Source organism: Microbispora cellulosiformans, from assembly GCF_008728085.1.
GTDB lineage: Bacteria > Actinomycetota > Actinomycetes > Streptosporangiales > Streptosporangiaceae > Microbispora > Microbispora amethystogenes.
Genome location: NZ_VYTZ01000007.1, coordinates 511,043 through 537,989, shown reverse-complemented (window position 1 = coordinate 537,989; position 26,947 = coordinate 511,043). Strand labels below are relative to the sequence as shown.

Annotated in this window: 20 protein-coding genes and 1 pseudogene; 15 read left to right on the top strand and 6 right to left on the bottom strand. The window is 70.9% G+C overall.

What is annotated here, in order from left to right:
- Window positions 1-24: 24 nt before the first annotated feature.
- From F5972_RS22235 to F5972_RS38285, 4 genes and pseudogenes are all read left to right on the top strand, one after another.
- On the top strand, window positions 25-1,200 hold the full coding sequence (locus F5972_RS22235; protein ID WP_150935482.1) for an AAA family ATPase: 1,176 nt from the start codon (window positions 25-27) through the stop codon (window positions 1,198-1,200).
- On the top strand, window positions 1,197-1,787 hold the full coding sequence (locus F5972_RS22230) for a DUF4276 family protein (protein ID WP_150935481.1): 591 nt from the start codon (window positions 1,197-1,199) through the stop codon (window positions 1,785-1,787). Before F5972_RS22235 ends, F5972_RS22230 begins: the two co-directional genes overlap by 4 nt.
- Window positions 1,784-3,292, top strand: coding sequence for an Asp-tRNA(Asn)/Glu-tRNA(Gln) amidotransferase subunit GatB (gene gatB, locus F5972_RS22225; protein ID WP_263641852.1), 1,509 nt, complete (start codon window positions 1,784-1,786; stop codon window positions 3,290-3,292). The genes F5972_RS22230 and gatB overlap by 4 nt, the downstream gene beginning before the upstream one ends.
- 719 nt (window positions 3,293-4,011) lie before the next feature.
- Window positions 4,012-5,352 (top strand): annotated as a pseudogene (locus F5972_RS38285) (VanW family protein); the annotation flags it as partial.
- A gap of 348 nt (window positions 5,353-5,700) precedes the next feature.
- On the opposite strand, the gene F5972_RS38280 reads toward F5972_RS38285, so the two are convergent.
- Window positions 5,701-6,906, bottom strand: coding sequence for a PQQ-dependent sugar dehydrogenase (locus F5972_RS38280; RefSeq protein WP_225311730.1), 1,206 nt, complete (start codon window positions 6,904-6,906; stop codon window positions 5,701-5,703).
- 64 nt (window positions 6,907-6,970) lie between these two features.
- Between F5972_RS38280 and F5972_RS22210 the strand changes: the two genes are divergently transcribed.
- From F5972_RS22210 to ilvC, 5 genes are all read left to right on the top strand, one after another.
- Window positions 6,971-7,891: a 2-hydroxyacid dehydrogenase gene (locus tag F5972_RS22210; protein ID WP_150935479.1), complete on the top strand. Its 921-nt coding sequence runs from the start codon at window positions 6,971-6,973 to the stop codon at window positions 7,889-7,891.
- 301 nt (window positions 7,892-8,192) lie between these two features.
- Window positions 8,193-10,856, top strand: coding sequence for a putative bifunctional diguanylate cyclase/phosphodiesterase (locus tag F5972_RS22205; protein WP_225311729.1), 2,664 nt, complete (start codon window positions 8,193-8,195; stop codon window positions 10,854-10,856).
- A gap of 141 nt (window positions 10,857-10,997) precedes the next feature.
- Window positions 10,998-12,941: an acetolactate synthase large subunit gene (locus F5972_RS22200; RefSeq protein ID WP_263641851.1), complete on the top strand. Its 1,944-nt coding sequence runs from the start codon at window positions 10,998-11,000 to the stop codon at window positions 12,939-12,941.
- Window positions 12,942-12,990: 49 nt separating this feature from the next.
- Window positions 12,991-13,515, top strand: coding sequence for an acetolactate synthase small subunit (gene ilvN / locus F5972_RS22195; protein WP_111698790.1), 525 nt, complete (start codon window positions 12,991-12,993; stop codon window positions 13,513-13,515).
- A 60-nt stretch (window positions 13,516-13,575) separates the two neighbouring features.
- Complete coding sequence (gene ilvC, locus F5972_RS22190) at window positions 13,576-14,568, top strand: ketol-acid reductoisomerase (RefSeq protein WP_150935587.1); 993 nt, start codon at window positions 13,576-13,578, stop codon at window positions 14,566-14,568.
- Between the two features lie 113 nt (window positions 14,569-14,681).
- Here ilvC and F5972_RS22185 read toward each other — a convergent pair whose 3' ends face one another.
- Entirely contained in the window at window positions 14,682-15,215 is a 534-nt protein-coding gene (locus F5972_RS22185) for a DUF1707 and FHA domain-containing protein (RefSeq protein ID WP_150935476.1), read from the bottom strand.
- Between the two features lie 242 nt (window positions 15,216-15,457).
- Here F5972_RS22185 and F5972_RS22180 point away from each other — a divergent pair, with 242 nt between their 5' ends.
- Entirely contained in the window at window positions 15,458-16,243 is a 786-nt protein-coding gene (locus F5972_RS22180) for a hypothetical protein (RefSeq protein ID WP_150935475.1), read from the top strand.
- Between the two features lie 73 nt (window positions 16,244-16,316).
- Here the strand turns inward: F5972_RS22180 and F5972_RS22175 are convergent, their stop codons facing one another.
- The 3 genes from F5972_RS22175 to F5972_RS22165 all read right to left on the bottom strand — a co-directional run bounded on the left by F5972_RS22175 (window position 16,317) and on the right by F5972_RS22165 (window position 19,898).
- Entirely contained in the window at window positions 16,317-17,210 is an 894-nt protein-coding gene (locus F5972_RS22175; protein WP_225311728.1) for a CAP domain-containing protein, read from the bottom strand.
- 243 nt (window positions 17,211-17,453) lie between these two features.
- On the bottom strand, window positions 17,454-18,857 hold the full coding sequence (locus tag F5972_RS22170; RefSeq protein ID WP_150935473.1) for an MFS transporter: 1,404 nt from the start codon (window positions 18,855-18,857) through the stop codon (window positions 17,454-17,456).
- Between the two features lie 171 nt (window positions 18,858-19,028).
- A complete protein-coding gene (locus F5972_RS22165) occupies window positions 19,029-19,898 on the bottom strand; it encodes a hypothetical protein (RefSeq protein WP_150935472.1) in 870 nt (289 codons plus the stop codon).
- A 370-nt stretch (window positions 19,899-20,268) separates the two neighbouring features.
- Between F5972_RS22165 and serA the strand changes: the two genes are divergently transcribed.
- From serA to F5972_RS22150, 4 genes are all read left to right on the top strand, one after another.
- Window positions 20,269-21,858, top strand: a complete 1,590-nt coding sequence (serA, locus tag F5972_RS22160; RefSeq protein ID WP_150935471.1) for a phosphoglycerate dehydrogenase — start codon at window positions 20,269-20,271, stop codon at window positions 21,856-21,858.
- A gap of 369 nt (window positions 21,859-22,227) precedes the next feature.
- The gene (locus F5972_RS38920) at window positions 22,228-22,353 is read left to right on the top strand and encodes a hypothetical protein (RefSeq protein WP_263641850.1); all 126 of its coding nucleotides are present in this window, start codon (window positions 22,228-22,230) and stop codon (window positions 22,351-22,353) included.
- Window positions 22,354-22,434: 81 nt separating this feature from the next.
- Window positions 22,435-23,481: a 3-isopropylmalate dehydrogenase gene (locus F5972_RS22155; RefSeq protein ID WP_150935470.1), complete on the top strand. Its 1,047-nt coding sequence runs from the start codon at window positions 22,435-22,437 to the stop codon at window positions 23,479-23,481.
- Between the two features lie 142 nt (window positions 23,482-23,623).
- Window positions 23,624-24,715, top strand: a complete 1,092-nt coding sequence (locus tag F5972_RS22150) for a branched-chain amino acid aminotransferase (protein WP_150935469.1) — start codon at window positions 23,624-23,626, stop codon at window positions 24,713-24,715.
- 34 nt (window positions 24,716-24,749) lie between these two features.
- On the opposite strand, the gene F5972_RS22145 is transcribed toward F5972_RS22150, so the two are convergent.
- Complete coding sequence (locus F5972_RS22145) at window positions 24,750-25,355, bottom strand: hypothetical protein (RefSeq protein WP_150935468.1); 606 nt, start codon at window positions 25,353-25,355, stop codon at window positions 24,750-24,752.
- Between the two features lie 292 nt (window positions 25,356-25,647).
- Here F5972_RS22145 and F5972_RS22140 point away from each other — a divergent pair, with 292 nt between their 5' ends.
- The gene (locus tag F5972_RS22140; RefSeq protein WP_225311740.1) at window positions 25,648-26,904 is read left to right on the top strand and encodes a PAS domain-containing sensor histidine kinase; all 1,257 of its coding nucleotides are present in this window, start codon (window positions 25,648-25,650) and stop codon (window positions 26,902-26,904) included.
- Window positions 26,905-26,947: the final 43 nt, after the last annotated feature.

Below are 26,947 nucleotides of genomic sequence, written 5' to 3'. Positions count from 1 at the left end.
CGCCGAGGGGAGGGGAACGGCGGCATGATCACCCGCATCGAGATCGACGGCTTCAAGTCCTTCCTGGACTTCCAGCTCGACATCCCGCCGTTCCTCGCCCTCGTCGGCCCCAACTCCAGCGGCAAGTCCAACCTCCTCGACGCGCTGGGATACGTGCGCAGTGCCGGCTGGGGTGACGAGGAGCCATTGACGTCCCGCCGGGGCCGGCCGCATGAGCTGTTCCACCGGGTCGGCAAGGGACGGGCCACCTCCCGTTTCGAAATCACTGCTCACGCCATTCGGCAGTTGGGAGACACTCTCCTCCCGCAGGTATTCGGGAGCGGAGCCGAGCTGAGCGAAGACGGGGTGCCGCGAGAGACCAGCTTTCGCTTCAAACCCGATTCCGCCGTCGCCGGATTGCCCCGTTGGGTGATCGACCAACAGGGGAAGGCGCGGGAGGTCCTGGGGCAGGCGCTGCAGGAGCTCGTGGGGGAGCAGGCCGGTGATCTTCGCCTTGGGCGCTTGCTGTACGGGGAACTGAGCAACTGGCGCCTGCATCAGCCCGATCCGAAGAACCTGCGTTCCCGGTCTTCGGCGGTGTCTGACGGGCCGCTGGAGCCCGGTGGAGGCAACCTCGCCACTGTTCTCGGCAGGCTCTTGGCCCACGGTGCGATCGAGGAACTTCTGGTGGACCTCGCGGCACTCATCCCGGACATCGCCGGCATACAGCCTGTCCTGGACGACCGCTACCAGGAGTGGACGTTCGACGTGCTCGTGGACGGGCAGGGAGCGGTGCCGAGCACGCTGCTGTCCGACGGCACACTCAGGGTCATCGCGCTGCTGGCGGCGCTCCACGACCCGGACCACGCCGGGGTGCTGCTCATCGAGGAGATCGAGAACGGCCTGCATCCGAGTCGCCTCGCGGAACTGCTCCGCAGGATCCAGGAGCGGGTCACGGATCTCAGCGACCCGGAGTGTGTCCACCGGCCGCTGCGGCAGGTGATACTCACCACGCACTCGCCGGTGGTGGTCTCGGAGCTGTACCGCCTCAGGCCGGACGCGCTGGTCTTCCTCGACACCGCCGTACGTGTCGATCCCGACCACGACAGGGTCTCCAGGGTCACGGTCGCCAAGCCGGTGCGGTCGGAGGGAGAACCCGGCACGTTCGTCTCTCCGCGTCAGGTGCGCAAGTATCTGAGCGCGGTGGGCGAGGTGCCATGAGCAGGCCGCTCGTGCCCGGACTCATCGCCGAGGGGGAGACCGACGAGGTCTTCCTCGGCGTGGTGATCTCGCGGCAGCTTCGTGAGATCACCGTCCAGTCCTCTCGCTGCGCGGTCGACGTGGAGAGCACGGAGATCGGCTCCCGTCGATCGATCTACGACCACGACCGGACGACCGGCGCACTCCGCGAGCTGGCGGGCGACTGCCATCTCCTCTTCGTGCACAACGACCACAAGGAGCGGGACAAGGCGGAGCGGGTCGCGCGCGACTCGGGCCTGTCCACGCCGGTGATAGCGCTGGTGCCCGTTCAGGAAACGGAGGCGTGGCTCCTGGCGGACGTCGCCCTGTGGCGCCGCTTGAGCGGGAGCGACCACGGGCGCCTGCCTGCCCGCCCACGGGATGTCGAGAAGATCGCCGATCCCAAGAAGGTGCTCGCCGAGGTGGCTCCTCGTCGTGGGAAGCCCGTACGCGACTACTTCGAGTACATCGCTCGTAACATCGACCTCAACGTCCTCGCCCAGGTGCCCGCGTACGCGGAATGGGTCGTCGACGCGAGAAACGCATTGAAGGGACTTGGTTACCTGTGAGCAGCACTGAGACGCTCATGCCGTACGACGAGGCGCTGGAGCGCTTCGAGCCGGTGCTGGGGCTGGAGACGCACGTCGAGCTGGGCACCGCGTCGAAGATGTTCTGCGGCTGTCCGACGGCCTTCGGGGCACCGCCGAACACGCAGGTCTGCCCGGTGTGCCTGGCGCTGCCCGGCTCGCTGCCGACGGCCAACGAGCAGGCGATCGAGTCGACGATCAGGATCGGCCTCGCGCTGAACTGCACCATCGCGACGTGGTGCAGGTTCGCCCGGAAGAACTACTTCTATCCGGACATGCCGAAGAACTACCAGATCAGCCAGTACGACGAGCCGCTGTGCGTGAACGGCTACCTTGACGTAGAAGTGGACGGCCGGACCGTCCGCGTGGAGATCGAGCGGGTGCACCTGGAGGAGGACACCGGCAAGTCCACCCACGTCGGCGGTGCGACCGGACGCATCCACGGCGCCGACTACTCGATCGTCGACTACAACCGGGCGGGCATCCCGCTCGTGGAGATCGTGACCAAGCCCATCGAGGGCACCGACCGGCTCGCGCCCGAGGTCGCCCGTGCGTACGTGACCGAGCTGCGCGAGGTGATGCGCTCGCTCGGCGTGTCGGACGTGCGGATGGAGCAGGGCTCGCTGCGCTGCGACGTCAACGTCTCGCTGATGCCGCGCGGCTCGTCCGAGTGGGGCACCCGTACGGAGACCAAGAACGTCAACTCGCTGCGCAGTGTCGAGCGCGCGGTGCGCGGGGAGATCGAGCGCCAGGCGGCCGTCCTCACCGGGGGCGGGCGGATCGTGCAGGAGACCCGTCACTTCCACGAGGACACCGGGCAGACGACCTCCGGGCGGTCGAAGGAGGAGGCGCAGGACTATCGCTACTTCCCCGAGCCCGACCTGCTGCCCATCGCCCCCGACCCGGCCTGGGTCGAGTCGCTCAAGGCCGCACTGCCCGAGCTGCCCTCGGCCCGGCGCAGGCGGCTGCAGGACGAGTGGGGCGTGTCCGACCTGGACATGGCCGCCATGCACAACGCGGACGCGATCGACCTGGTCGAGGCGACCGTGGCCGCCGGCGCCCCGGCCGCCGACGCGCGCAAGTGGTGGATGGGCGAGCTGGCCCGGCGGGCCAACGAGTCGGCCACGGCCCTCGCCGATCTGCCGATCACCCCGGCCCAGGTCGCCCGGGTGACGGAACTGGTCGCCTCCGGCGCGCTGAACGACAAGCTGGCCCGCCAGGTGCTGGAGGGCGTGCTGGCCGGCGAGGGCGGCCCGGACGAGGTCGTGGACAAGCGCGGGCTCCAGGTCGTCAGCGACGAGGGCGAGCTCATGTCGATCATCGACCAGGTGCTCGCGGACAACGCCGACGCCGCGGAGAAGGTGCGCGGCGGGAAGATCGCGGCCGTCGGGGCGCTGGTCGGCGGCGTGATGAAGGCCAGCCGGGGCAAGGCGGACGCGGGCCGCGCCCGTGAGCTCATCCTGGAGCGGCTCGGCGTCCAGGGGTGACGAACCGTCCCGCGCCGCCCGCTGCGGAAGCGGCGGGCGGCCGGTAGGGAGTGGGCCCGGGTGCGTCCCCGCGTGAGGGGCGTGTGCCGCCGAGGCCGGCTCCACTGTGCCCTGTTTTGCTCGGGCCCGCTCCGCCGTGCCGAGGCCACGTGTGCGGCGGTGCGGGTGATCTGTCCTCGGCCGACGGCGACGACCGGTTGGGTGACAAAGGCGTGCGCGCTCCACGGAAAGCGTGGCAGAGCTGTTGCTTCCGGAGATATCCAGCGGAGGGTGTTTTAGGGTTAACTGATCGGAGTTGACCTTGAGCCTGAGGAGAGCGAGGCGTGCGTAACGCCGGAGCGTCCGGCGACCCGCCCACGGATCCCGCGGATCCGTCCGGAGCGGCGTCTCCCCCGCCGCGCGTACACCCGGTGCGCCGGGTCACGTCCCTGCCTCGAGGGGTGTCGGCGCTGCCCAAGGGGGTGTCGGCCGACATCTTCGCCGAACCGCCCGCCCCGGCGGCGCCCGCGGCCCGGCCGTCCGGCGCGGGCGCCGTTCCGCCCGCGCCGCCGATCGAGCCGTGGCCGGTGCCGGACCGCGCCGTCCGGGAGGAACCGGTCGTCGTCGCGGCACCGGACCTCGACCTGCTCGACCCGCCGAAGAAGGGCGGCATCCTCGGCCGCACGCTGATCGGCCTGGTGGCGCTGCTCGTCGTGCTCTATCTCGTGCCGGCCTTCACCATGACCGGGAAGGTCCTGCCCGGCACCAGCGTGCTCGGTGTGGACATCGGCGGCCAGAGCCGGACCGAGGCCGCCGCCACCCTGAACGAACGGTTGTACGCCCAGACCAGGACACCGGTGATCGTACGGCAGGGCACGCGGCGGCTGACCCTGAACCCGGGGGACGCCGGTCTGTCGCTCGACGTCGAGGGGACGGTCCGCCGGGCGGTGACCGGCTTCCCGAGCCCGTGGGCGGTGTGGGCCGCGCTCACCGGCAGCCGTGAGGTGGAGCCCGTGGTGTCGGTCGACCGGCGCCGGCTCGACGCCCTGGTCGGGGACATCGCCGACCGGCTGGACAGCCCGGCGCGAGAGGGCGGCGTCTCGTTCGACGGAGTCACCCCGGTCCCGGTCTATCCCCGGGTGGGCCGCGTCCTCGACCGGAAGGTCACCGCCGACCAGATTGTGAGGGGATACCTCGACCCCGAGATCGTCGTGGTGGCGCCCACGCTGCGGGACCTGCCGCACATCACCCGCGCCGAGGTGCACCGGGCCCTGCGCTGGGCGAGCCGGGCGGTGGCCGCGCCGCTCACGCTGACCAACGGGACCCGCTCCGTCTCCCTGCCGCCGGCCGTGGTGGCACGGCACCTGACGTTCACGCCGGACGGCGCGGTCCTGCGTCCCCGCTTCGACGCCGTCGCGGCGGCCGCCCCCGTCGCGCCGAGGCTGCTCGACCCCGGGCGGGCGTCCCGCGACGCCTCCTTCACGATCAGGAGCGGACGGCCGGCGCTGGTCGGCGCGAGGCCGGGGGAGCGCGTGGACACCGACCGCCTCGCGGCCGACGTGGTGACCGCCCTCGGCGCCGGCGATCGTACGGTGGCCGTGCGGGTCGTGGACGGGCCGCCGCGGAGCGGCGACGACGACGTGCGCCGCATGGGGATCAAGGAGGAGGTCGGCCGTTTCACGACCTCCTACGCCTGCTGCCCGGAGCGCGCCGGGAACATCCGGGCCGCGGCCGCGCTCCTGGACGGCCGCCTGGTCCGTCCGGGGGAGACCTTCTCCTTCAACGAGGCGCTCGGGCGGCGTGACGCGGAGGCGGGGTTCGACGGCATCGTCCCCACGCTGATCGACGGGAGGTCCGGCACGGACGCGCCGGGGATGTCCCAGGTCGCAACCACTCTGCTGAACGCGGTGATCCGGGCCGGGTTGCGGGTCGCCGAGCACACCCCGCCCGAGGTCCACGCCCCGCAGTTGCCGGTCGGCACCGAGGCCGCGGTGTCCTTCCCCGATCCGGACCTGCGGTGGAGGAACGACTCGCCGTACGGCGTGTTCGTCCAGGCGTCGGCCACCGGCACGTCGCTGGACATCGCGTTGTGGAGCACCCGGCGGTACGACGTGGACCTGCAGGGGCCGGTCTCCGGCGCCCAGGTCACGCTGCCGCCGATGACCGGGCACGGCCCCGGCTGCGTCGAGACGCCGGGGCAGCCCGGGTTCACCGCCACCGTGACCCGCGTGCTGCGGCAGGGCGGAGAGGTCGTCTCCCGGCAGACCTTCCGGACCTCCTACCGGGCCCAGGCCAAGGTCGTCTGCCGTGCGGCCAAGGCGCGCGGCGGCGACCGCGGAAAAGGCCAGGGCCAGGGGCAGGGCTCAGGACGGAAACAAGGGCAAGGACAAGGGCAGGGCCAGGCTCAGGGACAAGGGCAGCGAAAGAGATCAGGACGGGGGCGCGGCGGCGGCGACCACCAGAATGCGATCGTCGCCGTCCCGGGGGGAACCCCGTCCGTCGCGGTTGCTGGTGCTCACCCACAGGGTTCCGTCGGGCGCGGCGGCCACCGCGCGCAGCCGGCCGTACTCGCCGTCGTAAAGCGCGGTAGGTCGCCCCGCGCGTCCTGACCCGTCCACCGGCACCCGCCACAGCCGCTCACCGCGCAGGGCGGCGGCCCACAGCGCGCCCCGCGCGTACGCGAGACCGGACGGCGACGCCTGGTCGGTCGACCAGGTCAGCAGGGGATCGGCGTATTCGGGACGGCCGCCCACGCCCTCGACCTCCGGCCAGCCATAGTTGCGGCCCTTCTCGACGAGATTGATCTCGTCGTAGGTGTTCTGGCCGAACTCGGTGGCGTACATGTGGCCGCGCTCGTCCCAGGCGAGCCCCTGCACGTTGCGGTGGCCGTACGACCAGACCAGCGTCCCGAAGGGGTTGCCCGGGGCGGGCCGGCCGTCGGGGGTCATGCGCAGGATCTTGCCGCCCAGCGCGTTCCGGTCCTGGGCCATGCCGCGCTCGCCGGTCTCCCCGGTGGAGGCGTAGAGGTAGCCGTCGGGCCCGAAGGCGAGGCGGCCCCCGTTGTGGATGGCACCCTTCGGGATGCCGGTGACGATCACCCGGCGCTCGGAGAGCCGCCCGTCGTAGCGGTAGCGGACGATCCGGTTGTCGTCGCCGGAGGTCAGGTAGACGAAGACGTGGTGGTCGGTCGCGTAGCGGGGCGAGACGGCCACGCCCAGAAGGCCGCCCTCGCCGCTCGCCGACACCCCCTCGATCACGCCCGCCTCCCGGACCCGGCCCGTCGGCGTGATCCGCAGCAGCCGCGCCGACTCACGTTCGGTCACCAGCGCGTCGCCGCCGGGCAGGAACGCGATCGCCCAGGGGACCGAGAGCCCGCGGACCAGCGTGCGCGGCCGGCCCGTAGCGTCGGCGGTCGCGGCGCCGTCCGGACCGGTCTCCGTGCCCGTTGCCGCGCCCGTGCCCGCGCCGGAGCCGCCCGAGCCGCCGGGGGTGCTCGCGGCGGGCAGCGGCGGGGGAGTCCTGCCCGCCTCTCCGCCCTGCCCGCACCCCGCGACCACCGGCAGGGCGACCGCCAGCAGCGCGGCCGACAGTCTCCCCATCGACAGGGCAGTGCCCGCGCCGTGCCTGTCCGTCATCACCGTGACCTCCTCGTCCACCCTTACTCGCGGGCCGTCGCGATGGTTCCCTAGGTTGTTGCCTGTGAACATCTGGGTCGCCACACAGGACATCGCCGACGATCTGTCCACCCTGCCGGACGGGCTGCCCGTCCCCGACCGGAAGGTCTACGACGGGACGGGCCCACTGCCCGGACCGCCCGAGGAGGTGGAGATCTGGGTGCCGCCGCTGGTCCCGGTGCCGGGCATCCCCGGCCTGCTGGCCCGCATGGGCAACCTCCGCCTGCTGCAGACCGTGACGGCGGGAGTCGAGCCGTACCTGCCGCACCTCCCGCCGAAGGCGGTGCTGTGCAACGCGCGCGGGGTCCACGACGCGGGTACGGCGGAGTGGGCGGTGGGCGCGATGATCGCGATGCGGCGGGACTTCCCCGGCTTCGTGACCGCGCAGGCGCGCGGGGAGTGGACCTACCACCACACCGGGGTCCTCGCCGACTCCACCGTGCTGATCGTCGGGTACGGCTCGATCGGCGAGGCGCTGGAACGGCGCCTCGCCGGGTTCGAGGTGGAGATCGTCCGGGTGGCGCGGACGGCCCGGGAGAACGTCCACGGCCAGGACGAGCTTCCCGCGCTGCTCCCGCACGCCGACGTGGTCGTGCTGCTCGTGCCCGCCACCACGAGCACGGCCGGCCTGGTGGACGCGGAGTTCCTCGCCCGGATGAAGGACGGCGCGCTGCTGGTGAACGCGGCGCGCGGATCGGTGGTGGACGGCGACGCGCTGCTGGCCGAACTGCGGGCGGGCAGGCTGCGGGCGGCCCTCGACGTGACGCCGGTCGAACCGCTGCCCTCCGATCACCCTCTGTGGACCGCGCCGGGCGTCTTCATCACGCCGCACGTGGCCGGCAGCACACCCGCCTCCGTCCGGCGTACGCGCGAACTGGTGCGCGAGCAGATCATCCGTCATCTGACGGGCCGGCCCCTCGCTAACATGATCACCGGGCATTACTGACCGCTCCGTTAAGGATTCCGGAACGTGGCTGCGCCGTGACCTGGGGTGCGTAGGGTGAGGCTCATCGTGCACGGCTTGGTTATCAGATCGGTGACGACTCGTCGGTTGTCCTCCTCTCGATCAGCGGCTGTGCGCACACTGGCCATGTGACAGGGAGAGTAAAGCCGAGTCGAGGACGGGAGGGGCAGTGACGGCACACCCCACCGGAACCGGCGACGCTGACGCGACTCCGGACCCCGCCGAAACCCCGGAAGGCACCTCCGCCAGGGGTGAGGCGGCGACAGGTGCAGAGGCGACGCACGTGAACGTCAGGCGCGACCCCAGGGTCCCCCTCACCACCGCCGCCGGGCTCGGCGCGGTGGCGATCGTCGTGGCTCTGATCACCGGGGGTTCCGCCCCGGTGGTGACCGCGGTCGCGGGAGTCGTCACCGGTCTCCTCGCGGCGGTGTCGCTGATCATGGCCGCCTCCCGCGTGACTCCCGGTCACCGGCGCCAGCCCGCCGCCTGGCGGTGGATGACCGCCGGATCGCTCACCTGGCTCCTCGGCGTGGGCGTCCGCCCGGTGGCCGACGGCACGCCCTTCGTGCTCACCTTCGCCGACCTGCTCATCCTCGCCGGATCGGTGCTGCTCGCGATCGGCTGCGGTCTGTCGGTGAAACCCCCGGCGTACACGCGGGGGGTGATCCGCCAGGCCGCCGACGCCTATCTCGGCGCGGCGTCCGTGTTCGCCGTGGCCTGGGTCGCGGTGCTCGGCCCGGCGTTCCGCCGTACGGAGGACACCGGCGCGTTCTTCGCCGCCCTCGCGCTCCCCGTGATCTGCCTGCTCGCGACCTGCGCGGTGACGCCCGCGGTGGCCGCGTCCCGGTCGGGCAACCGGGTGGTCGGGCTCACCGGCGTCGGGGTGCTCGCCGCGATAACCGTCGCGGAGCTGGCGACCGCGCTCGCCCGGCTCGGCGGCGACCATCCGCCCCTCGTCGCCGGACTCCTCGTGCCCGCCCTGCTGCTCGTCCTCGCCGTCACGCCGTGGGTGGAGCAGGACCGGCCTGCGAGGCCGCTGACCGCGGCGGTGACCGCCGCCACCCCGCTCGTGCTGGTCGCCGTCGCGACGCTGGTCGCCACCCTGCACGCCGTCGGGGGCACCCGCGACGCCGCCCTCGCGATCGTGGCCGCCACGGTCGTGCTCGTCCTGCTCGGCCGCCTGTTCGTGCTGCTGGTCGAGACCGCCGGCATGCGCCGCCTGGTCGACGTGGGGGAGCAGCAGCTGCGGCGGCTCGCCGAGAACACCGGCGACGTGGTGCTCGTCTGCGACCCCGAGGGGGTCGTCCAGGAGGCGGGTCCCGGCCTTGAGGCGACGTACGGCTACCGCCCGGAGGACCTCGCCTTCCGGCCGGTCTTCGACTACGTCCACCCCGAGGACCTCCCGGCCGTGCAGGCGCTGATCAGCCGCATGGCGGACGAGGACGACGGGCCGGAGCAGGAGGGCGGCACCCGTGTCTCCTGCCGCTTCCGGGCCTCCGACGGGACCTGGCGGCCGACCGAGACGGTCGCCGCCCGGCACGTACGCGACGACGACCTCGTCCTGGTCACGATCCGCGACCTCAGCGACCAGGTCGCGCTGCGCAACCAGGTCACCCATCTGACCTTCCACGACGGGGTCACCGGGCTGCCCAACCGGGCCTACTTCGAGGAGCGGGCCCGCGACGTGCTCACGCGCCGCGGCGCGGCCGGCACCGCGGTGATCTTCCTGGACCTCGACGGCTTCACCGCCGTCAACGACTCCGTCGGGCACGCGAGCGGCGACCACCTGCTCGGCCAGGCCGCCCGCCGCCTGCGGTCGGCCGTACGGGCCGACGACACGCTGGGCCGGTGGGGCGGGGACGAGTTCGCGGTCCTCCTGGAGGGGGGCGCGTCGGGCGGCAGCATGTCGGGCGGCACTGTGGGCGGCGCCGACGCGCAGACCGCCATCGACCTGGCCGAGCGGCTCGTCCGCGCGGTCTCCAACGAGCCCTTCCGGGTGGCCGACCGGGACATCGCGCTGACGGCCAGCGTCGGCGTCGCCTTCGCCGAGGAGGGCCTGCCCTCCGGGGACCTGCTGCGCAACGCCGACGTCGCGATGTCGCGGGCCAAGGAGCTCGGCGGGCGCCGGGTGGAGGTCTTCGCCACCCACATGCACGCCGACGTCGTACGCCGCCTGGAGATCGCCTCGGACCTGCAGCGGGCGCTGATGGAGAACCAGTTCGCGATCGAGTACCAGCCGGTCGTCGACCTCGCCACGTCGCGGGTGACCGCCGTCGAGGCGCTGATCCGCTGGTGGCGTGGAGGCACGTTCGTGCCGCCGGAGCAGTTCCTCGGCCCGGCCGAGGACACCGGGATCATCGTGCCGCTGAGTGAGTGGATCCTGCGCGAGGCGTGTCAGGAGGTGGCGGCCTGGCGCGCGTCGTCCTGGGACATCGGGCTGGCGCTCAACCTGTCCGCGCGGCAGATCATGGCGCCGCGCTTCGTGGAGACCGTGTCGGAGGCGCTGAGCGACAGCGGGCTGCCGGCCAGCGCGCTCACCCTCGAAGTCATCGAGGAGATGCTGGTCGAGGACGCCGGCGAGATGATCGGCAGGCTGTCGGAGCTGAGGACCCTCGGCGTACGGCTGGCCATCGACGACTTCGGCACCGGCTACGCGTCGCTCGCGTTCCTGCGCCAGCTTCCGGTCGACATGATCAAGATTGATCCGTCCTTCGTCTCCGGGTTGGGGCGCGACGACACGCTGACCCTGCTGACGCGGACCATCGTGCAGCTCGGCAACGATCTCGGCCTGATCGTCGTCGCCGAGGGCATCGAACGTCCCGAGCAGCTCGACCTGCTCCGTAAAATGGGCTGCACGCGTGGGCAGGGCTACCTGGTCGCCCGCCCGATGACCGCCCGCGGAGTCGACGACCTCATGCCGGGCACCACCCTCCAGAACACCGCCTAGCCGGGAAACACCGAGCGAGCCGGAGGGGCGCGCCGCCGGTCTGGACTGAGGAGCGAGGGAAGACGGCGGGTGTGAGCGCCCCGACGGTGAAGCGGGAAACACTGTCTTGGATGGTGAGATGGGCGTCCCAGATGATTTGACGTGAGGGCGGTCATCGGACATCGTTGTAGCCATGCATCGCGGTGGGATCCTCGTAGTACTTCGCAGGCGCGCAGCCTGACGAAGCCCTCAGTCCTGCGCGCGCCCCAGCTCCGCCCAGCGGAACGGGGCATTTTTTATGCCGGTAGAAGACCAGCCACCAGCACAGCCACCACAAGCTCAGCCACAAGGAACGAGCCGATGACCGAAAAGATGACAGGTGCACAGGCCCTGGTGCGGGCACTGGAGCACGTCGGGGTCGACACGGTGTTCGGGATCCCGGGCGGCGCCATTCTCCCCGCCTACGATCCCCTCTACGACTCGACCAAGGTCAGGCACGTGCTCGTACGGCACGAGCAGGGCGCCGGCCACGCGGCCGAGGGCTACGCGCAGGCGACCGGCAGGGTCGGGGTGTGCATGGCCACCAGCGGCCCGGGGGCGACCAACCTGGTCACCGCCATCGCGGACGCCTACATGGACTCGGTGCCGATCGTCGCGATCACCGGGCAGGTCGCGACCCCGCTCATCGGGACCGACGCCTTCCAGGAGGCGGACATCTCCGGCATCACCATGCCGATCACCAAGCACAACTTCCTGGTCACCAACGCGGAGGACATCCCGCGGACGATCGCCGAGGCGTTCCACATCGCCGCCACCGGCCGCCCCGGGCCGGTCCTGGTGGACATCGCCAAGGACGCCCTGACGGCGACGACCACGTTCTCCTGGCCCCCGGTCATGCAGCTGCCCGGTTACCGCCCGGTGACCCGGCCGCACTCCAAGCAGATCCGCGAGGCCGCCCGGCTGATGACCGAGGCGAAGCGCCCGGTGCTGTACGTCGGCGGCGGGGTGCACAAGGCGCGGGCTTCGGCCGAACTGCTGGAGCTGGCCGAGCTGACCGGCATCCCGGTGGTCACCACGCTCATGGCGCGCGGCACCTTCCCCGACAGCCACCCCCAGCACATGGGCATGCCCGGCATGCACGGCAGCGTCTCGGCGGTCGGCGCCCTCCAGCGCGCGGACCTGCTGATCGCGCTCGGCACGCGGTTCGACGACCGCGTCACCGGCCGGCTGGACAGCTTCGCCCCGCACGCCAAGGTCATCCACGCCGACATCGACCCGGCGGAGATCTCCAAGAACCGCCACGCCGACGTGCCGATCGTGGGCGACTGCCGCGAGGTGATCGGTGACCTGACCAACGCGGTCCGCACCGAGCAGGCCGACGGGCGCAAGGGCGACTACGCCGACTGGTGGCAGCTCCTCAACGGTTACAAGGAGACCTACCCCCTGGGCTACGAGGAGTTCGCCGACGGCTCGCTGGCCCCGCAGTACGTCATCGAGCGGGTGAGCGCGCTGGTGGGCCCGGAGGCGATCTACACGGCGGGCGTGGGCCAGCACCAGATGTGGACCGCGCAGTTCATCAGGTACGAGCACCCGGGGACGTTCATCAACTCCGGCGGCGCCGGCACGATGGGCTTCGCGGTCCCGGCGGCGATGGGTGCGAAGATGGGCTGCCCGGACAAGGTCGTGTGGGCGATCGACGGCGACGGCTGTTTCCAGATGACCAACCAGGAGCTGGCCACCTGCGCCATCGAGGGCGTGCCCATCAAGGTCGCCGTCATCAACAACGGCAACCTCGGCATGGTCCGCCAGTGGCAGACGCTGTTCTACGACGAGCGGTACTCCAACACCGACCTGCAGCAGGTCAAGCGGATTCCGGACTTCGTGAAGCTCGCCGAGGCGTACGGTTGTGTCGGCCTGCGGTGCGAGCGGCCGGAGGACGTGGACGCGACCATCGCGAAGGCGATGGAGATCAACGACGTGCCGGTCGTGATCGACTTCGTCGTCCACAAGGACGCCATGGTCTGGCCGATGGTCGCCGCCGGCACCAGCAACGACGACATCAAGTACGCCCGCGACATGGCGCCGAACTGGGAGGGCGGAGAATGAGCGCGTTCCCGTCCCGTCCCGAGCCCGGCCCGCAGCACGAGGAGTTGGCATGAGCCGCCATACGCTGTCCGTCTTGACGGAGAACAAGCCGGGTGTGCTGGCCCGGGTCGCCGCGCTGTTCAGCCGCCGCGGCTTCAACATCGACTCGCTGGCGGTCGGGCCGACCGAGCACGACGACATCTCGCGGATGACCATCGTCGTGAACGTCGAGGAACTCCCGCTGGAGCAGGTCACCAAACAGCTCAACAAGCTGGTCAACGTCATCAAGATCGTCGAGCTCGACAACAGCCAGTCGGTGCAGCGCGAGCTGATGTTGATCAAGGTGAGGACCGACTCCGAGAGCCGGTCCCACGTCCTCGAACTCGTGAACCTCTTCCGGGCGCGCTGCGTGGACGTGGCCCCGGACGCGGTCACGATCGAGGTCACCGGGACGACCGACAAGCTGGACGCGTTCGTCCGGGTCCTTGAGCCGTACGGCATCAAGGAGCTCGTGCAGTCGGGCATGGTGGCCATCGGCCGCGGCGCCCGTTCCATCACCGACCGCTCGCTCCGCGCGATCGACCGCAGCGCATAGCGCCGCGGTGGGACCGTACGGCGCGAGGGAAACTGTTCGAAAGGCAAGCATGTGACTGAGATCTTCTACGACGACGACGCCGACCTGTCGATCATCCAGGGCCGCCACGTCGCGGTGCTGGGCTACGGCAGCCAGGGCCACGCGCACGCGCTGAGCCTGCGCGACTCGGGCGTCGACGTCCGGGTCGGTCTGCCCGAGGGTTCCAAGAGCCGGGAGAAGGCCGAGGCCGACGGGCTGCGCGTGCTGTCGCCGGGCGAGGCCGTCGAAGAGGCCGACCTCACGATGATCCTCGCGCCGGACCACATCCAGCGGCACCTGTACGCCGAGCACGTCGCGCCGAACCTCGTCGAGGGCGACGCGCTGTTCTTCGGCCACGGCCTCAACATCCGCTACGGCCTCATCGAGGCCCCGTCGGGCGTCGACGTCGCGATGGTGGCGCCGAAGGGCCCCGGTCACCTCGTCCGCCGCCAGTACGCCGCCGGCCGCGGCGTGCCCTGTCTGGTCGCCGTCGAGCGTGACGCCACCGGCAGCGCGTGGCCGCTCGTGCTGTCGTACGCCAAGGGCATCGGCGGCACCCGGGCCGGCGCGCTCAAGACGACCTTCACCGAGGAGACCGAGACCGACCTGTTCGGCGAGCAGGCCGTGCTGTGCGGCGGCGTCTCCGAGCTGATCAAGGCCGGGTTCGAGACCCTGATCGAGGCCGGCTACCAGCCGGAGGTCGCCTACTTCGAGTGCCTCCACGAGATGAAGCTGATCGTGGACCTGATGTACGAGGGCGGCGTCTCCAAGATGTACTGGTCGGTGTCCGACACCGCGGAGTACGGCGGTTACACCCGTGGCCCGCGCGTGGTGAACGAGGAGACCAAGAAGGAGATGCGCCGCATCCTGGACGAGGTCCAGGACGGTCGCTTCGCCCGCGAGCTGGTCGAGGAGTTCGACGGCGGGCAGACCAACTTCAAGCGTTACCGCGAGGAGCTGGCCGTCCACCCCATCGAGGAGACCGGTGCCAAGCTCCGCCCGATGATGAGCTGGCTCAAGGGCGAGCAGGCCTGACCCTTCGCACCGGGGAGCGTCCGACGCGACCCGAGGCCCGTGTGACCGCGGCGCCGCTCCTCGCCTGAGGGCGGGGAGCGGCGCCGCGTCGCGTTCACGATCCTCGCGACCGGTCAGGCCGGCATGGAGACCAGGAACTCGCAGTCGCCGAAGGCCACCTCGTCGCCGGCCCTGACGGTGGCGGGGCCGACCAGCCGCCAGCCGTTCAACCGGGTGCCGTTCATCGAGCCGAGATCGACGAGCAGCCAGGAGTCGTCCTGCCGCCGTAGCTCCGCGTGCATCCGCGAGACGGTCAGGTCCGCGAGAACCAGGTCGCAGGCGGATCCGCGGCCGACCAGATAGCGGGCACGTCCGTCCGCGGGCAGGGCGAGGCGGGGCAGCCGCGGGCGCCGCCAGGCGGTCTCGAGGCGGTTGCTCAGCTCCGACACCGAGGCGACCGCGTCGGTGATCCTTCTGCGCCAGCGCCCGCGCTGCGGGAGATCGGCGACCAGTTCGTCCAACTCGCCGCGGCTGCGTGCCCGAAGCGCCAGGTCAACCCGGCCGACGAAGGTCTCCATGGACAGGCGTCCTTCGGCGGCCCGGTCGCGGAGTTCGCTCAGCGCACGCTCGCGGTCCCCGTCGGAGGCGCGCACCGGGGGAGAGCTCATGACTGGAGTATCCGCCGCTGTGGTCCGAGGTGTCCAGAAGACGCCATATTCCGCTGCCCTCGGAACCGTCGCGCACCCGTTCCCTTGCTGTGCGTGATCACATTTAAGCGGCCTTCAGGAAATCTGACAAGATCTGTTACCTCCAACATCAAGATCTTTGTCATGTACCGAATGCGCATTCCGATCGGATAGATCCTCTTTGACACTGAATTTGTCGGCATTCCCTACTTAAGGAGAGACCGTTGGTCCGCTCCCTCCTCCGTGTCCGGTGGTTGACCGCCGCTCTCATCGTGGCCTGCGTCGCGGTGTTCGGCACGACCCCGGCGAACGCCGTTCCTCACCCCCCGAAGTCGGGCGTGACGACGGCAGGCGTGTACGCGCTCACCACGGGGTACAACGGCACCATCGGCAACACCCGTGGCTGGACGGTCACCTGGAAGGTCCCCGCCCTCAACAACGGCAGCACCGCCTGGGGTGCTATCGGGCAGTGGTACTACAACCTGGAGTCCGGCATCTACCGCGGGCCCAGCTCCTGGTCGGTCTACTACTACGGAGACGACAACGGCACGACCGGGAACAACTCGCTCTGCAACGCGAGCCTCTGGGGAAGCGGGGGCACCTGCACCGGCGTCATGACGAACCTCAACGTCGGACAGGAGCTCACCTTCATCTACGAGTGGTGTGACTCCAACCACTCGGCCAACGTGAACGGTTCCCTGATCTGCCTCTACGTCGACCTGAAGGACGGCAACGGCAGGCGCTTCCTGGCGGACGACAGCCGGACGACCGTGGAGATGTACGCCCACGACATCGAGGACTTCTCCGACTCCGGTTCCGCCTACCCGATCCCGCAGATCAGCTGCACCCAGCCGACCGTCATGGTCGCGCAGACGGTGAAGAACTCCTCCGGCACCTGGAGCAACATGACCGGCAGCCTGTGGAACTTCAACGACAGCACGCCGAACTACAAGTTCCAGAACACCAACACCTCGGCCAACCCGGCCACCTGGCAGTCGTGCACCGGCTGACCTGATCCGCACTGATCGGCACTGATCCCGGCCCGCGGCGCCGCCGCGGGCCGGGACTCGTGTCGGTCGGGTTCTACTGCTTGCCGAAGTCCTGCGTCCAGTAGTTGCCGGAGGCGGCGTATCCCACGCCGATGTCGGTGTAGGTGCAGTTGAGGATGTTCTGCCGGTGTCCGGAGCTGTTCATCCAGCCCTGCACCACCGCCTGGGCCGAGGGGTAGCCCATGGCGATGTTCTCGGCGGCGGCGCGGAAGGAGTAGCCCGCGGCCTTGATGCGGTCCGCGAAGGAGCGGCCGTCCTTCGACGTGTGGTCGAAGTACTTCTGCGCGGACATGTCGGCCGAGTGGCCGTACGCGGCGGTGCGAAGCCGCGCGTCGTGCTTCAGCGGGCCGCAGCCCGCCTTCGCCCGCTCGACGTTGGTGAGGCGTACGACCTCGTTCTCGACGGCGGTGCCGACCGTCGTGCCGCCCGTCGGAGAGGCGCTGGGCGCCTGGCTGACGGTGGGCTTCGCGGACGGGCTGGGGGCGGGGGTCCCGGGAGTGGGAGTCGCCGGGCCGGTTGTGGGGGTGCCCGCCGAGGGACTCGGCACGGGCGTGGGGGAGGAGCAGTCGAGCCGCACCGGCTTCGACCGCGACACGTGGCCGCGGTAGTCGGTGACGAAGCTGTAGTAGACGCCGTCGACGCAGGTCGTGGTCACCGTGACGCGTGCGTTGCGGACCGCCTTCGAGCCGCTCTTGACCACGCGGTCGGGGCCCGGCCTGCTCTTCAGGATCCGGACCCGGAACCGGGCGCCGTTCTCGCAACCGGCCCGCGAGCCCGCCGCGCGGATCTTCCCGTCCACGGCGACGTACGGCTTCGCGGCGGCGACCCGGCAGCCCGCGTGCTGGGTCTCGGCCTGAGCGGGGCCGGCGGACACGCCGATGGCCACGACACTCCCGAGGCACAGGGCCGCTCCGAGCGCTCTGTTCACGATCATTCTCCAGTGGGGGTTAGACGCTGGGGAAGTCGTCATTATGGTGCGCTCCGACCTGACATGTCCGAAAAAATCACCCCAACCTCTAAAATATCTACCCTCCCTTAAGTCTCACTTATCCCCCGCACACCACACGATGTCGGACACTCCGCAGGTCACGGGCAGGTTACGGCGAGAGGGCCGCCTTAAGGCCGTCCCAAGCGTCCGGGAGTGCCTCGGAAGCGCCTCGGGAGGCGCGGCTCAGCGCTCCGGAGAGGTCTGGTCCTGCCGGGGAAGGGGAGCGGGCCGTTCCGGGTGCGCGTGCGCCATCGCCTCGGCCAGGCGGGCGGCGGTCAGGTCGTACCGGAAGGTCATCAGTACGCCCACGAGGGTGATCAGGGCGGGCACCGCCGTCACGCCGATCATCACGGCGACGTGGGCGCTCCCGGGCTGGGTCACCGGGTGCTCGGGATCGGACGAAAGGAAGCCTCCCGCGCTCAGCACCCAGCCGTAGATGGTCGCGCCCAGCGCCGCGACCGCGTTCTCCACGGCCGTCCACAGGCCCGTGAAGACGCCGCCCCTGCGCTCGCCGCTCACCACGCCGTCGTGGGCGATCACGTCGGCGAGCATGGAGTACTGCAGCAGTTGCAGACCGGCGTAGCCGATGCCGACGACCATCACGCACAGGTGCGCGTACAGGGAGCCGAGAACCGGCGTCGGGAGGAGCAGCAGCCCGCCGCCCGCGAACATCGTGCCGGAGAGGATCATCGCGCCGCGCTTGTCGAGCCGGCGGGCCAGCCACACCCACAGCGGCATGGTGACCAGCATCGGGCCGACGAGAGCCGCGAAGAGGGTGGTGGTGGCGCCCGGGTCGCCGATGATGTAGGCGGCGAAGTAGGGCGAACCGGCCAGCATCACGCCCACCGCGAGCGTCTGCGCCGAGCTCAGCCCGAGCAGCCACATGAACGGCCTGCTCGTGCGGGCCGCGGCGAGTTGCTCCCGCAGCGTCCCCTCGGACTTCTGCTGCCCGGTGAAGGGAGCGCGGGCGGTGCCGAAGAACGAGGCCAGCATCGAGGCGAGCAGGACCAGGCCGAAGACGACGCCCATGGTCCGGTATCCCCCGGCCGTCCCGCCGGCGATCATGGGCGCGAGGATGCCGCTCATCGCGATCGAGATCGCGATGAGGACCATGCGCCACTGCAGCAGCGAGGTCCGCTCGTGGTAGTCCGTGGTCATCTCCGCCGGCATCGCCTTGTACGGCACCTCGTACAGGGCGTATCCGGTCGCGGCGGCCAGGAAGGTGAGACCGACGTACACGGCGGCGGGAGCCCCGGTCAGCGGCGGCCCGGCGAACATCAGGGCGAACGACACCGGCAGCACGACCGCGCCGGCAAGCAGCCAGGGACGGCGCGGACCCCAGCGCGAGACCGTGCGGTCCGACCAGCGGCCGACCAGCGTGTTGGCGACCAGATCCCACGCCTTGGGGAGGAAGAGTACGACGCCCGCGAGCGCGGCCGGCACCGCCAGCACGTTCGTCATGTAGAAGAGCAGCAGCAGCCCGGGGATCGTGGAGAAGTTGGCCGTGCAGAACGAGCCGACGGCGTACCCGAGGCGCACACCGAGGGACACTGCGGAGGGGGAGGGCGTCGCCGCGGTGGGGGCCATTGCGTCATTCAAGCCGAGCGCGGGCCCGGCCGGAAGATCTCCCCGGCAACGGTTCGGCGGCTAACGGCTCCGCCCGGACGGTGGGGCGGATCGGCGCACTCGGCGCGAGCGGGACGGCGTCGCGAACTCCGGACCCGCGGACCCGTGGGAAGCGGGCCCGCGGCACGACGTTCAGTCGCGTACGTCGGGGCAGACGACGTGCGCGCCGATCTCGATCAGGCGGCGCTCGGTGTGCGCGTCGGCGACGCGGGCCATGAGCACCGGAGCCTCGCTCGCCGCGAGCTGCGGCAGCCGGGCGCGCACGCGGCGGTGCAGTTCCTTCACGATGTCGTCGGCGACGGGAGTGCGCACCTTGACGTGCAGCATGATCCCCCACAGGCCCGCTGCGGTCCGCGCCTCGCAGATCCACACGTGGTGGACGAGCGGATACTCGCGCAGCAGCTCGCCTATCGCCACCCGGAGCGCGGGCAGGATCGGATGGTTCGACCTGCGGTAGCCGGGGTCGACGACCTGCATCGCCCCCGACAGGTGCTGGCGGGGCGCCGGGATCCACGGCGACGGCAGCCCCGCGGGCGCGGCCGGGGCCGGGGCGGGCGGCGGAGCGGCCGGCGCGCGGGTCACGGTCGCCATCGCCCCCGTGGCGTACGCCGTGGGGACGGGCGAGCCCAGGGCCGACAGGGCCGGCGTGGGGCCGGTGCGGGTCGCCTCCAGGTAACGCCGCAGGTCGTCGATCGGCACCGCGGCGGCGGCGGGGCCGGCCGCGTCGATCACGATCTCGCGCACGCCGGTGACGCGCTGGATGTCGAGGACGGTGTCGGCGTCGCACGCCGAGAGGGAGTGGCTGCCACGGTGCCGGGCGTACGTCGCCTCGGACGTGTAGCCGAGCAGAACGCGTTCGCCGTTCTGCGTCGTGCCGAGCACCACGGAGCGGTCGGGGCGGACCGCCACCAGGATGCCCCACTCCGCGAGAGCCGCCAGGAGTTGCCGGGGGCTGCCATGTCGCGCGAGAACGTCGCCCAGGGAGGGGTTCCCGATGCTCATAGCCAGAACGATAGGGACTGGACCATGGCGAATCAGGCTAATCCCCAAGAATAGGTGCGATCAATACCAAGATGGCGACAGTCCGGATGGGATCTCCCGGGGTGGGGTACATCGACCGATCGGGCCTGTACATGAGGGGGTCTCATGAATCCCGTCCGTCACAATGGCATCCTCCACTCCGGCCGCTCCTCGGCGCCCGCCGGCCTGGTGGGACCAGCGGTGCCGAGGGGCCGATCTGAGACCGGGTCGTCGTGCCGCCGCGACGCCCGCGTGACGTCCGTCTCGTATGCCGGGCTCTCGTGAGGACTTTCACAAGCCCCGGATAGACTCGCGTCGTCCAGGCAGTCGCACCTCACGAAGGACTCATCCAGTGACCAAGCCCGTCGTACTCGTCGCAGAAGAGCTCTCCGAAGCGGGCCTCGCCGTGCTCGGCGCGGATTTCGAGGTCCGTCAGACCGACGGCGCCGACCGGTCGCAGCTGCTGCCCGCCCTCGCCGACGTGGACGCCCTGATCGTCCGCAGCGCCACCCAGGTGGACGCGGAGGCCATCGCCGCCGCGCCGAAGCTGCGCGTCGTCGCGCGCGCGGGCGTGGGCCTGGACAACGTCGACGTCGAGGCCGCGACCAAGGCCGGCGTCATGGTCGTCAACGCGCCCACCTCCAACATCACCAGCGCCGCCGAGCACACGGTCGCCCTGATCCTCGCCAGCGCCCGCAACGTCGCCCAGGCGCACACCGCGCTCAAGGCCGGTGAGTGGAAGCGCTCGAAGTACACCGGTGTCGAGCTGGACGAGAAGGTCGTCGGCATCCTCGGCCTCGGCAAGATCGGTCAGCTCGTGGCGCAGCGGCTCCAGCCGTTCGGCGTGGAGCTCATCGCCTACGACCCCTACCTCCAGCCGGCCCGCGCCGCCCAGATGGGCGTGCGGCTGGTGTCGCTGGACGAGCTTCTCCAGCAGGCCGACTTCATCACCGTCCACCTGCCCAAGTCGAAGGAGACCGTCGGTCTCATCGGCGACCGCGAGCTGCACATCGTCAAGCCGACCGTCCGGCTGGTCAACGTCGCCCGCGGCGGGATCATCGACGAGAACGCCCTCTACTCCGCGCTGAAGGAGGGCCGTGTCGCGGGCGCCGGCATCGACGTCTTCGCCAAGGAGCCCTGCACCGACAGCCCGCTGTTCGAGTTCGACCAGGTCGTGGCCACGCCGCACCTCGGCGCCTCCACCCATGAGGCCCAGGAGAAGGCCGGCACGCAGGTCGCCCGCAGCGTCAAGCTCGCGCTCGCCGGGGAGTTCGTGCCCGACGCCGTGAACGTCCAGGGCGGTGCGGTCGCCGAGGACGTCAAGCCGGGCCTGCCGCTCACCGAGAAGCTGGGCCGCATCTTCACCGCGCTCGCGGGGGAGGTCGCGACCCGCCTCGACGTTGAGGTCCGCGGCGAGATCGCCGCGCAGGACGTGCGGGTGCTGGAGCTGGCCGCGCTCAAGGGTGTCTTCTCCGGCGTGGTGGAGGACGCGGTGACCTACGTCAACGCGCCGCTGCTGGCCAAGGACCGCGGGGTGGTCGTGGAGCTGGTCACCAGCGCGGAGAGCCCCGACTGGCGCAACGTGATCACGGTCCGCGGCGTGCTCGCCGACGGCCGTACGGTCTCGGTCTCCGGCACGCTGTCCGGCCCGCGGCAGATCACCAAGATCGTCGAGGTCAACGGCTACGCGATGGAGATCGAGCCCACCGAGCACCTGGCGTTCTTCACCTACGCCGACCGTCCCGGCATCGTGGGCACCGTCGGCCGCCTGCTCGGCGAGCACGGCGTGAACATCGCCTCGATGCAGGTCTCCCGTGACGTGAAGGGCGGCAAGGCGCTGATCGCGCTGACCGTCGACACCGCGATCCCGTCCGAGGTCGTCGAGCAGATCGCCGGCGAGATCGGGGCCGACAGCGGCCGCTCGGTCGACCTGGAGGACTGATCCCCCGGAGGGCCCGGTCACCCCGAAGGCTGAACCCGGAGAACAGAACGGCCCGGCGCGTACGCGCCGGGCCGTTCTGTTCTCCGGCGGCTCACGGGGACCCGCGTCTCACGATCCGAGATAGTAGGTCGTCCTAGGAGATTCTGGGGTACTGTCTGGGTTGACGCCCCGCACGTGACACCTGTCACGACGGAGCCCGATCAGGGCGGGCCGGCCCGTCGTGGAGCGTGGCGTCATCGGCCTTCGGCCCACCTGTGCCGCGTGACCCGCGGTCCACCGGTGGCCGGTGCACCCGGATCCGCGACGCGCGGAGACGCCTCGAACGACGTACGGATCCGCATCCACTCCTCGGTCGAAGTGAGATTCGCCATGTACGACATGTATCCCTGGAACCGCGCACCCCTGACCCGCGCCGACGAGGCGGAGGACGAGGCGGCCGCGGCCCTGCAGATCGCCCTGGACCGCCGCGACAACGGGGGCGTGCCCCAGCGCTGACCCCGGACGCTCCGGTGCCGGCAGCGGACCGAATGGTGAGATCGGTGTTTCGGTCTCCGAGACAACCGGTAAGGTGAACGCATGGAGTCGAGCAACATCCGCCTGGCAGTCATCCCCGGTGACGGTATCGGCACCGAGGTCGTCGCCGAAGGCCTCAAGGTCCTCAACGCCGCGGGCGTCAAGTCCGAGACCACCGAATACGATCTCGGCGCCAGGCGTTACCACGCGTCCGGTGAGACGCTTCCCGACGAGGTGCTCGACGAGCTGCGCGGATACGACGCGATCCTGCTGGGCGCGGTGGGCGACCCGAGTGTGCCGCCCGGCGTCCTGGAGCGCGAACTGCTGCTGCGCCTGCGCTTCGAGCTCGACCACTACGTGAACCTCCGCCCGGTCAAACTGTTCCCCGGCGTGGCGACCCCGCTCGGGCAGGCGGGCCCCGAGGACATCGACATGATCGTCGTCCGGGAGGGCACCGAGGGCCCGTACGCCGGGGCGGGCGGCGTCATGCGCCGCGGCACCCCGCACGAGATCGCCACCCAGGAGTCGCTGAACACGGCCTACGGCGTCGAGCGCGTCGTGCGCTACGCCTTCGAGAAGGCCCTCGCCCGTCCGCGCCGCAAGCTGACCCTCGTGCACAAGACCAACGTGCTGACCTACGCGGGTGACCTGTGGGCCCGCACCGTCGACCGGCTGAGCCTGGAGTTCCCCGAGGTCGAGACCGACTACTGCCACGTCGACGCGGCCTCGATGTTCTTCGTCAGCCAGCCGCAGCGCTTCGACGTCATCGTCACCGACAACCTGTTCGGCGACATCCTGACCGACATCGGCGCGGCGGTGGCGGGCGGCATCGGCCTCGCGGCCAGCGGAAACGTCAACCCGGCCCGTACGGCGCCGTCCATGTTCGAGCCCGTCCACGGCAGCGCCCCCGACATCGCCGGCCAGGGCAAGGCCGACCCGACCGCCACGATCCTGTCGGTCGCCATGCTCCTCGACCACCTCGGCCACGCCGGGACCGCGGCCCGGGTCGAGCAGGCCGTGGCCGACGACCTGGTCGAGCGCCAGAGCGCCTGGACCGCCCGGTCCACCCGTGAGATCGGCGACGACATCGCCGCCCGAGTAGCCGGCTGATCCCGGCCGCTCATCCAGACGACGCGCATGGCGGCCCGGTATGGGCCGCCATGCGCTTTTTCATACCTGTCGAATGCCCTAGTTTTCCCTTAGCCGACTCGTCGCACAATGACTACGACGACGAAGAGAGAAGGACCTCGCCATGACCACCCACCTCAGGTTCGACGTGCAGCACAACCCCCAGGCCCGCGGTGCGGCCGAGCGTGAGCGGATGCTGGCGAGCCCCGGCTTCGGCCAGGTCTTCACCGACCACATGGTCTCCATCGACTACACCGAGGGGGAGGGCTGGCACGACGCGAAGCTCCAGCCGTACGGCCCCCTCGTGCTCGATCCCGCCACCGCGGTGTTCCACTACGCCCAGGAGCTGTTCGAGGGGCTCAAGGCCTACCGGCAGTCGAACGGCTCGATCGTCGCCTTCCGGCCGTACGCGAACGCGGCGAGGTTCAACCAGTCGGCGGCCCGGATGGCGATGCCCCCGCTTCCCGAGGAGACGTTCGTCGAGTCGCTCGAACTCCTCGTCCAGACCGACCGCGAATGGGTGCCGACGACCGAGGGCCACAGCCTCTACCTGCGCCCCTTCATGATCGCCACGCAGACCGCGCTCGGGGTGAACCACCCGTCGCAGAAGTACAAGTTCATGGTCATCGCCTCGCCCGCCGCGTCGTACTTCACCGGCGGCCTGAAGCCGGTGTCGGTCTGGCTGTCCACCGAGTACACCCGGGCGGCGCCCGGCGGCACGGGGTTCGCCAAGTGCGGCGGCAACTACGCGGCGGCCTTCGTGGCCCAGCGGCAGGCCGTCGAGGAGGGCTGCGACCAGGTGGTCTGGCTCGACGCCTTCGAGCACCGGTGGGTCGAGGAGATGGGCGGGATGAACCTGTTCTTCGTCTTCGGCGACCGCCTCGTCACCCCGTCGCTCACCGGGACCCTGCTGCCCGGCATCACCCGTGACTCGATCCTCAGCCTCGCCGGCGAGCTGGGCTACACGGTCGAGGAGGGCAAGATCTCGATCGAGGACTGGCAGGCGGGCTGCGCGTCGGGCGAGCTCACCGAGGTCTTCGCCTGCGGCACCGCGGCGGTCGTCACTCCCGTCGGCTCGGTGAAGGGCACCGACCGGAGCTGGACCGTGGGCGACGGCACCCCCGGCCCCGTCACCATGCGGATCCGCGAGGAGCTCGTCGGCATCCAGTACGGCGCTCGCCCCGACACCCACCACTGGGTGCACAAGATCTGCTGACGCGGTCGCGGGCGGCCCGCGCCGGACACGCCGCTCAGCCGGGGCAGGCCGCACCCCTTCCGAGGAGGGACAGCGACAGCAGCCCGTCGAGCAGGCCGGCGCCCCTGCCCACGCCGACCCCGGCGCCGACCCTGCCGTCGATGCTCAGCAGGGGCCGGGGGGCCGGGCACGGCGCCGCCGGAACGGTGAGGGGTGCCGGGGCGGGTGTGGGAGTCATCGTGACCGTGACGGTGACCGTGGGCACCGGAACCGGCTTCGCGGCGGGCGTCGCCGGCGGCGAGGGGCTCACGGTCACGCGTGGACCGGCGATGGTCACGTGCTGGGTGATGTTGCAGACCCGGGCGCGCCGGCACAGCGCGTTCTGCACGTTCGAGGAGCCGCCGGACGTGTTCGCCGAGGTGTGCTGGTAGCCGTGGTTGCGGGTGGAACCGCCCGTGGCCGACCTGTCCCCGGGTGGGTCGCCGGGTCGCTCCCCACCGGGGGACTGGACGACGTTCCGCTCGGCGCGGTCGTGTCCGTTGTCGGCGGCGGCACCCATCGGCGCGACACCGGTGATGAAGGCGGTCGAGGCCGAGGCGCCGGCGACGAGGAGACCGGCGACCCTGCCTGTGAGAAACGCCCCGCCGCGCCGGTGAATCATTCGTCGCCCCCTGCTTTCCAAGTGCACGTGCTTCCGCGTGCATGTGCTTTCCGCTGCACTGATGTCCGTGCATGACGGTTGGCCCGCGAACAAGAACCGATTCGCGAGCGTACTCGTCGGAGGAACGCCGATCATGAATCCGGCGCCTTCATGGCGGGTTATTACTCCATCATTGCCGTGGCGCGTCCGGGCCACGTCGCTCCACTCGCCCCGTGCCGAGGGCTGCCGCAGCAGGGCTGAGCTGGGCGTTCACCTACTCTTGAAGGAGGGCCGGAGGAAGGGCGCCGCGGTGATGAAGCCGACGATCGACTACGAGGCGGTGTTCAGGGCGGGTCATGTCCCCTCGCTGATCCTGACTCCCGATCTCGTCATGATCGCGGCCAACGACACGTACCTGAAGGTGGTCGGCCGTACGGCGGAGGACCTGCTGGGCAGGCGTCTGTTCGACGTCTTCCCACCCAACCCCGCAGCGCCCCTGGATACCGGGGCACAGGGGGCGGCCAGCCTGCGCGCCTCGCTGGAGCAGGTGCTCACCACGCGGCGGCGGAACTTCATGCCGCTGCAGCGGTACGACGTCGAGGCGCCGGGCAGGCCGGGGGTGTTCGAGGAGCGATACTGGAGCACGGTCAACACGCCCGTGCTCGGCCCTCGCGGCGAAGTAGAGGGAATCATCCTCAGCACCGAGGAGATCACCGATCTCGTCCGGGCGCTTCGGCGGCCGCCGGAAGCCGCGGAGGAGGGCAGGGCCGGCGAGGTCGGTCCCCCGGCCAGGGATGTGGACACCTTCACCCGTGGGTTGCAGGCGCTCAACGAGGAACTCAGGCAGGCGCACAAGGAGCAGCACCACACGATCTCCGCGCTGCGCGAAAGGATCTCCGCGCTGCGCGAGGCCATCGAGCGGCAGCGGCGGCTGATCTTTGACGCCTCGCACGACCTGCGCAACCCCATCACCGGCCTCATGATCGAGCTGGAGTCCGCGCTTTCCGAGCCCGGCATCGACCTGCAGCGGATTCTGCGGAAATCCCTCTGCGACGCCGAACGGCTCAACGACATCGTGGCCGACCTGCTCGACCTCGCGCGGGTGGAAGCCGAGTCCGGCGAGCCTCCGGCCCAGACGGTCGACCTCGCCGAACTCGTCGACGACGAGCTGAACCGCCGCGCTCCGGGCACCGCGGTCGCCGTCCGCACCCGCCTCGCCCCTGACGTGCTGGTGCGGGCCTCGCGGATCCGGATGGCCCGCCTGCTGGGCAACCTGATGGCCAACGCCGAACGGCACGCCAGCACGAAGATCGAGATCCACCTGGGCGTCGACCCGCCCGACGCCGTCCTGGAGGTCGTCGACGACGGTCCCGGCATCCCTCCTGCGGACCGCGAGCGGGTCTTCGAGCGCATGTACCGCCGGAAGGAGGCCCGGGAACGGGACCCCGGCGGCTCGGGGCTCGGCCTGACCATCGCGCGAGCGATCGCCGAGATGTACGGCGGCACCCTGTGCGTCGCCGACAGCCCCGTCGGCGCCAGGCTCGTCCTGCGTCTGCCTCTGGCGTCGTAGAGGCGGGCCGGTCAGGGGGATGCCGGGGATGCCGGCGTCCCGA

Bases quoted from the DNA above. Each gene is read 5' to 3' on its own strand.
- F5972_RS22235 (WP_150935482.1), top strand. From the start codon at position 25: ATGATCACCCGCATCGAGATCGACGGCTTCAAGTCCTTCCTGGACTTC.
- F5972_RS22230 (WP_150935481.1), top strand. From the start codon at position 1,197: ATGAGCAGGCCGCTCGTGCCCGGACTCATCGCCGAGGGGGAGACCGAC.
- F5972_RS38280 (WP_225311730.1), bottom strand. From the start codon at position 6,906: ATGACGGACAGGCACGGCGCGGGCACTGCCCTGTCGATGGGGAGACTG.
- ilvN (WP_111698790.1), top strand. From the start codon at position 12,991: ATGAGCCGCCATACGCTGTCCGTCTTGACGGAGAACAAGCCGGGTGTG.
- F5972_RS22185 (WP_150935476.1), bottom strand. From the start codon at position 15,215: ATGAGCTCTCCCCCGGTGCGCGCCTCCGACGGGGACCGCGAGCGTGCG.
- F5972_RS22170 (WP_150935473.1), bottom strand. From the start codon at position 18,857: ATGGCCCCCACCGCGGCGACGCCCTCCCCCTCCGCAGTGTCCCTCGGT.
- F5972_RS22165 (WP_150935472.1), bottom strand. From the start codon at position 19,898: ATGAGCATCGGGAACCCCTCCCTGGGCGACGTTCTCGCGCGACATGGC.
- F5972_RS38920 (WP_263641850.1), top strand. From the start codon at position 22,228: ATGTACGACATGTATCCCTGGAACCGCGCACCCCTGACCCGCGCCGAC.
- F5972_RS22155 (WP_150935470.1), top strand. From the start codon at position 22,435: ATGGAGTCGAGCAACATCCGCCTGGCAGTCATCCCCGGTGACGGTATC.
- F5972_RS22150 (WP_150935469.1), top strand. From the start codon at position 23,624: ATGACCACCCACCTCAGGTTCGACGTGCAGCACAACCCCCAGGCCCGC.
- F5972_RS22145 (WP_150935468.1), bottom strand. From the start codon at position 25,355: ATGATTCACCGGCGCGGCGGGGCGTTTCTCACAGGCAGGGTCGCCGGT.
- F5972_RS22140 (WP_225311740.1), top strand. From the start codon at position 25,648: ATGAAGCCGACGATCGACTACGAGGCGGTGTTCAGGGCGGGTCATGTC.